The sequence below is a fragment of the Gammaproteobacteria bacterium genome, from assembly GCA_022450155.1.
Lineage (GTDB): Bacteria > Pseudomonadota > Gammaproteobacteria > Arenicellales > UBA868 > REDSEA-S09-B13.
Genome location: JAKUQR010000022.1, coordinates 39923 through 47411, shown reverse-complemented (window position 1 = coordinate 47411; position 7489 = coordinate 39923). Strand labels below are relative to the sequence as shown.

The following is a 7489-nucleotide window of genomic DNA, read 5'->3' as shown; positions in this document are numbered from 1 at the left end:
CATGATCTGCATGACGTTAAGGAAAGGATTCAGTGTTAGTTCGACTTTCCGATTTTTGTACGCCCAGATACCCAGAGCTAAGCCTAAAATAAAAGAAACGGGCGCTGCGAACAGTACGAATGAGAGCGTTTGCATGGACGGCTCCCATTGACCGAAAACGGCAATGTATATGGTCGAAATGCCTGCCAGCATCGCAAGGCCTTTGCCCTGGAGCTTATAGCCCAAAAGAATTGCGCCGCTGGCAACGACCGTCCAGGGCAATGCGGGCCAACGGGCCCACTTGTTTTCACTAACAAAATCCCAGCTCGTAAAAGTAACGATCGTTTTAACCCCGCCCAAAATAATTTCGCGAATTAACCCAATTACAAAAAGGATGCTCGCCGAGATGGCTCTTGTGACTTGTTGTAGTAACGGTTTTTCCTCAAATTCTTCAATCTCGGGGTCATAGACCTGAATCGGCCACCAATCGAACATCAAGTACTCGACCGAGTCATTAATCAGGTATGGCAGACCTGCAATCAGTGAAGGAAAACGCCAAAGAACATTGTTGTCTGATGGGACAATAAAGAGGCAGAGTAAGGCAAATACAACCAACAAACCAAAAAATTGAAATAATTTGGGATGGTCTGTTAACTGATTCATAACCCTAGCATCAATCTTTATTGTCCGTTTTAGCCCTGCTGCCAAACAGCACGTGAATCACTTTAGAGGAATGTACGGCTCCAACCACGTTGTTGTCAGCATCGACCACCACAACAGGTTTGTCTTGACCCAAGACCGCTTCAGCAACCGTTTCAATAATCGCATCTTTGGATACCTTTAAGTCACTTAACACTTCTGAAGTATCTACTGGATCCATTACAGATTCGATTCTTAGTACCTTCTCCCTGGGTACTTCTTCGGTGAACTTACGCACGTATTCCGTGGCTGGATTCAAAACGATGTTGGCGGGTGTGTCTAATTGCTCGATGATGCCATCTTTCATAATGGCAATACGATCGGCCAGGCGAAGCGCCTCATCAAAGTCATGCGTAACGAACAAAATCGTTTTATTCAAGACACCCTGCAACCTCATAAATTCATCCTGCATCTCTTTACGAATCAATGGATCAAGCGCTGAAAAGGGCTCATCTAAAAACCATATATCAGGCTCAACGGCGAGTGAGCGAGCGATGCCTACCCGCTGCTGCTGACCACCAGATAATTCCCGCGGAAAATAATTTTCCCTTCCATCCAGACCCACGAGGTCCACCATGTCTTTGGCTCTTTTAATGCTTTCTTCTGTGCTATTGCCTTTTATCTGCAAGGGGAAGGCAATATTTTCCAAAACGGTTTTGTGGGGCAATAGGGCAAAACTCTGAAACACCATACCCATTTTATTGCGCCGAAGCTCGATGAGCTTTTTATTGCTCATGGCCAGTAAATCTTCACCGTCGATATAGATATTGCCGGAAGTCGCGTCCGTTAACCTTGATGTACAGCGAAGCAGAGTTGATTTGCCTGAGCCAGACAAACCCATAACAACCAGAAGATCACCTTTTTGAACCTGAAAAGAAGCATTGTTGACACCGACAATGCAGCCCGCTTCCTGGAACGCTTTGGCATCCACATTGCCCTGTGAATTCTGGAGCATTTTTTTGGCATTCTCGCCGAATATTTTATAAACAGAATCGCACTGAATGACAGGCTGCCTGTTTTGTGTTGCTTCACCTGGAGACGACATAATGACTTTTCTAAATGAATATTGGCTGGCCGGGGCCGGTAACCCGATTCTACGACAATTAAACTACTATAAAACGCAAAAACCCCCCCCCCAGTACAAACTGGGAGGGGGGTAGAGATTAGAAATTAGAAACAAATAAGTTCTTACATGCCTACTCCAATCATTGGCTTCCAGACATCTTCGTTCGCAGCCAGCCACGCCTTACCAGCATCCGCATGGGTCATTTTTTCAATGTCAACCAGTGCGGCCATACCGCCTATTTGGCCCGCGGTAAATGACATTCGGGAGAACGCCGTATAGGCTGCCGGGTGTGTTTTCGGGAACTTATAGTTGGCGGCCTTTTTCAGCCAACCGACTGGCGAACCGCATTTGCTGTCACCACCATCTTGTTTTCTGCAACCAAGATAGTAATCCGGCCACTCGATAAAGGCATAACCTTCAGCATCGGTGAAGTTCGGCGTCCAGTTGAACACGATAGTACCGCGTCCTTCTTTCTTTGCAGCTGCAAGTTCTGCCCATAAGGCATCCGCACTACCGGCAAACTTAACGACCCAGTCATCACCTAACAGTGCTTCTACACGATCAGTATATTCAACGCCATGCCAGCTTTGAGGGCCGTCTAGAATTCGACCTTTGCCGCCGGAATCAACGGTTGTGAACACGTCTTTACAGTTTTTCAAAGCTTCCCAATTTGGGAGGCCTGGGCATAGGTTTTGGTCGATTACCCACTGTGGGACACCAACTTCTTCCAGAGAAACTGTGTCATGGTTTCCAGCATCAATGATGCCGCCTTTTGCCATTGCCGCATAAAACGACTTACCAAAAGTCGACTGCCAGACTTCGTGCGATATGGTTACATCGCCCTGACGGATAGCCTCATAAACCCCTTGAGTGTCCGCTGATACATATTCAACATTGTTGCCCATACTTTCAAAAATTCCACCGATCACATAAGCCATGACCACTTGGCTTGACCAGTTGTGTGTTGGGATCACAATGGGTGAGCTGCTGTCGGCTGCTCTTGACAACCCTGAAATGGAAAATAGGGTCATAAATACAACAGCCAGCAGAGCTTTAAATGATACTGATTTCATATATTCCTCCCTGTTATGTTTTCACGATGCTACAAACCACTAAACCTATAGGAACCGCTTATAGCTAGCCGTAATCTGCATAAGCAACCCGAGTATATCAAGTTACTGTCGCTTATCCCCTGGATACCAGGGGAAACCAGTCTAGGCTAAATGGCTGGACAGACCTATAACCAAAACTACACCAATATCGTTTTTTTTTGAAATCCCTGTTTTAGTAGGTAAACAAACAGCCATCTGGCGCCGTAATAGGGCCTTGCGCGGCTACAGAACTTGTTTCCAGCATTTAGCAGAAGAAAGACTCGGTAGTTTTATGACCGCACTCTTTCTTTCCCTGGATCGTAAAACGGGAAAGTCACAACGCTGGCTGGAATACGTTTCTGGTGGCCGTCAAGTTTACCCACTTCAACAGCGGTACCGGGATCGCTGTGGGTCACATCCAGCCTACACAGCGCAATGTTTTTCTTCAAAATGGGTGACCGCGTGCCACTCGTGACGACACCCACCTGGGCACGTCCAATATGCACACAGTCCCCATGTGCAGCGGGTTCATTACCGGCCAACTCCAGTCCTACGAGTCGGCGCTGCGGATTTTCTTTTCGCTGCACTAAAGCATCTCGCCCGATAAATTCTTCATCTTTTGATTTTAAAGGGACGGTGAAGCCGATACCCGCTTCGAATGGATCCGTTTCATCGGAAAACTCATATCCAGCAAAGATGAGGCCCGCCTCAATTCGGACCATGTCGAGGGCATCGAGGCCCAGCGGTAAAAGACCAAAAGGCTCTCCAGCCTGAAATACAGCGTCCCAGACAGTAGGTGCATCGTTGGGATGGCAGAATATTTCGAATCCGAGTTCACCTGTGTAGCCCGTTCGCGAGACCATCACAGGTAGGCCATCGAAATCGTGCAGCCGGCCGATGGCGAATCGGAACCAGCCCAGTTCTTCAACTGTTGGTTGTGCGGGTGGCGTCCAGATGATTTCTTTAAGGATGTCTCGACTTTTAGGACCTTGGACCGCAACATTGTGCAGCTGGTCGGTGGACGACTTCACCCATGCGCGATAACCGAGTTCGGCCGCTTTTTCCCGCATCCAGATTCCGCCGTAGTCATCACCGCCGATCCAGCGAAAATTATCCGGCCCCAGCCGCAGTAGTGTGCCATCGTCAATCATGCCCCCATGGGGATAGCACATGGCGGTATACACCACCTGACCGACTGCCAATTTTCGAATATTTCGCGTGAGGACCGTCTGCATCAGTGCTTCGGCATCGGGACCCAGTACTTCAAATTTACGCAACGGTGACAGATCGATGATGACTGCTTTTTCCCGACAGGCCCAGTACTCCTCTATTGCGCCAGTGTTGTTAAACACAGTCGGCAGCCAGAACCCACGATACTCGGTAAAGTTTCGTGTCAGTTTCGACGTTCGCGGATGAAATCCGGTTTCGCGAGTTAGTTCGGCTTCAGCATCCGGTGTCATGCGGTAGGCAATTGCTTTGGAGAAAACATTGTCGGGAGAATATACCCGAACATGGATCTCCGTTGGATTCCAACCATTTGCAGGGCTGGTGTCATCAGGACAGGCAGTGGATGCACACACCAGGTCGTCGAGCGCGCGCAGGAGTACATAATCACCAGGACGGGACCAGGGTTCGTCGAGATAAAGTGCGTTGTGGTCGTCGATTCCGGTGTTGTAGAAAAAGTTTATGGCGGGCCAGCCGCGACGGGCTTCAACACCGTAGTCCTTCAGGGCGTTACTTAAGTTGTCCGAACAGTTGGGGTGTCCAAAGTAGCCGACATCTTCATAGTACTTCGAGGTGCAGGCAAGCCCAAAAGTATCGTGTCGGCCGCAAGTGTCCTGTATGACTTCGACCAGAGGTTGCATGTCCTGATCGAAAAATTTTGAAAAAAGACCGGGGCCGGGATAGGCCGCGCCCATCAGGGTGCGGGTGGTGGTCGGGTCCAGGCCACGCTCGATGCCTTGATTGAGTTTTGATTCGGTAAATGCGAGGAAGTCGGAGCACTCTCGCCCAGCCACGTCGATGATCTGAATGAACTCACCAGCGCGAACCACAAAGTCGCGTGCTGTGCATCGATCGATGCGAAAATCTAGTCTGGGGTCTGCCAGAGGGTCCGGAAGAGCAGGACCGGTTTCCCCCATCAGATCTGATCGCCGTACCCACACCACCAGAGGTGTCGGCGGATGCTGTTCATCGACCGCCATCGACTGACCCGGCGCACAGACGAGACAGGTCAGGTCATCATTGGCTGCAAATTCAATCTCCTCACCGGGGGCGCTATCTGGACTGAATAGCGGAATCGCCAGTGCATCGCCCAGGTTTATATTTAAAGCTGACAGCCGCTGAGTCAGAGAACGCGTGTCGATGTCTCGATCGGAGAGTATCGAAACTAGACCTGTTGATTTTTGCACAGGGTGATCGCCCAGAGCCCCCGAGGCTGGACGCCCATGTTTGTCGAAGGCAATGACTTCTCCCACCTGTCGCCCCTGGGGGTCCTGGATGGTAATGGTGTCACCAGCCCGCAAGCGGACCACAACTGAACCGCCGCCTTTGACCTGGTAGCGCTCCAATAAGGGGTCACTGCGCCACAGTCCCGGTTCAAGCAATCTGGGGGCGGTGTTTAAGGAGGCCATAACGTTGGGGTGGTCCCTTTAAGAGCAATCTATGAAGCTATTGTGACCGATAAAATGCAGTTGTAAAGGAAAAAGGCCCGGCGGTGACCGGGCCTTTTTTACTAACTTACATCAGACAGTTTTAGGTATAAAACTATCCGTGCTCCTTCTCTGCCTTGCTTTCATGGCGGATGGCTGCGATCACGGGGATGATACAAAGTACGATCGTGATCAGAAACCAAATCCACACGCCGGTGCTGCCTGCACTATTGAAAATTGCAGCGGCACCTTCCCATGATTCAATTGGACTTGAATTAAACATAGTAATTCTCCTTAGAAGTTATGCCGTTACTGTGACCGCTGAAATTCAGGATAGGAAGGCGTCGCTATTTCAGCGTTGTCTATTCCGTAATTCTGAATTGCATCAGAGACCCGCAGAATTCCACACTGTTTGAGGATCCAGGAGACAACATAGCCTGGTATAAATCCCAGCAGTACCATGGCGATAGCACCCACTAGCTGACCCGTGAAGGTGATGGCGGGTATGCCTTCCACCGGGGGAGGATATCCACCCAATAGAATACCCGTTGCCATGACACCGATAAGGCCGCAGGTGCCGTGCACGGAGACCGCACCAACTGCATCATCAATACCCCAACTGGTGATCAGTTTGTGGCTGTACGGGATTACGACGCCGCCTAAGAAGCCAAGTGCAAATGCCGTACCTGGATACCATAGGTCAAGACCAGATGCGGCGCAGAAGATGCCGCCCAGTGCACCGGACATCATCCAGAACGGGTCTTTGGTAATTAAGTACGCGCCGATGATGCCGCCGCCAAATGACATCAGCGTGTTAAATGCGAATGACGATAGGGTGGCTGGACTGCCATAGATCGTCAGCCAGCCGGCATCAGCCGCAGAGCCTGCCATCGCAGCCGGATAGATCAAACAGCCGCCCAGGAAGCCAAAGAAGCCAATGATGATGATCATCAGCCCGGCAATGGTCAACGGTGCGTTGTGACCGGCAAGATCGTTGGCCGAACCGTCCGCATTGAACCTTCCTACACGCGGTCCCAGGTTGATCAGTATGCCCAGGGCAAAAAAGCCTGAGATCACGTGCACCACACCGGCCGCGCCGACGTCGTGATAACCCCATTGGGTAACCAGCCAACCACCAGCTGACCAGCCCCAGCCAGCACCAATGATCCAGACCACGGAACCGACTAGAACTGCTAGGATGATCCAGGAACTCATTCGTATGCGTTCAATGACTGATCCTGAGACGATTGACGCTGTCGTCGCCGAGAACAGCACAAACGCGGCCCAGAATACTCCCGATGCCCCATCCTGCAGGTTCGGTCCCATGCCATCGCTCCAAGGCACGTAGTACTGCGCAAACTCTGCACTGGCATCCGGTATGAAGATATTGCCCGTGCCATAAGCCCAGTACAGCCACCAACCAAAGAGAAAGAACGTCGGAATCATGAACGCGAAGGCAAGGATGTTCTTCACACCTGATGCCAGAACGTTTCGGGCTCTCGATACACCCATTTCGTACATCATGAAACCTGCATGAATACATACCATGATGGCGGTACACCACCAGTAGTAGGCTTCCATGCTGGCATTGGCGGTCGCATTTACTACCGCTAACACTTCTTCAGGACTCATTGTTGATAACTCCTCCGAGTTGAGTTAATCCCGCAGGAAATTTACCGCTATGTACACTCGGCGCCGAAACAGAAGCGGTCGGGCACATTTAATTCCCTGACCCACTAATGAAGCACCTTGTAGATGGGTGCACCTGAGCCAAAACTGGCTTCAGATGGACAGCCAGTGTACAGTAAAAATACACTAAATACCAAAACCACCCTACAACGGAACTAGTGTTTTTGATTCTAAAAGAATGCCCTAATACTTTGAAATGACGTCTGTTTAGGCTGGAATACAAAAGACCAATTCTGTACGATCAAGAAATAGTTGTTTAGACCGTTGTAGTAATCGCGTTGCCGGGAATGACCAGCTGGACGTTCTGAGCGACT

Annotated in this window: 6 protein-coding genes; all 6 read right to left on the bottom strand. The window is 50.2% G+C overall.

Annotation, left to right across the window (positions count from 1 at the left end):
• Positions 1–642: glycine/betaine ABC transporter (locus MK323_11760; GenBank protein MCH2482828.1), on the bottom strand; the 642-nt coding region annotated here is incomplete at its 3' end.
• Positions 643–652: 10 nt separating this feature from the next.
• On the bottom strand, positions 653–1723 hold the full coding sequence (locus MK323_11755; protein ID MCH2482827.1) for a betaine/proline/choline family ABC transporter ATP-binding protein: 1071 nt from the start codon (positions 1721–1723) through the stop codon (positions 653–655).
• 143 nt (positions 1724–1866) lie between these two features.
• Positions 1867–2817, bottom strand: coding sequence for an ABC transporter substrate-binding protein (locus MK323_11750; protein ID MCH2482826.1), 951 nt, complete (start codon positions 2815–2817; stop codon positions 1867–1869).
• 308 nt (positions 2818–3125) lie between these two features.
• A complete protein-coding gene (locus MK323_11745; protein ID MCH2482825.1) occupies positions 3126–5468 on the bottom strand; it encodes an aminomethyltransferase family protein in 2343 nt (780 codons plus the stop codon).
• Between the two features lie 133 nt (positions 5469–5601).
• Positions 5602–5769, bottom strand: a complete 168-nt coding sequence (locus MK323_11740) for a hypothetical protein (GenBank protein ID MCH2482824.1) — start codon at positions 5767–5769, stop codon at positions 5602–5604.
• A gap of 26 nt (positions 5770–5795) precedes the next feature.
• Positions 5796–7118 (bottom strand): ammonium transporter, encoded by a 1323-nt coding sequence (locus MK323_11735; GenBank protein ID MCH2482823.1) that lies wholly within the window; start codon positions 7116–7118, stop codon positions 5796–5798.
• Positions 7119–7489: the final 371 nt, after the last annotated feature.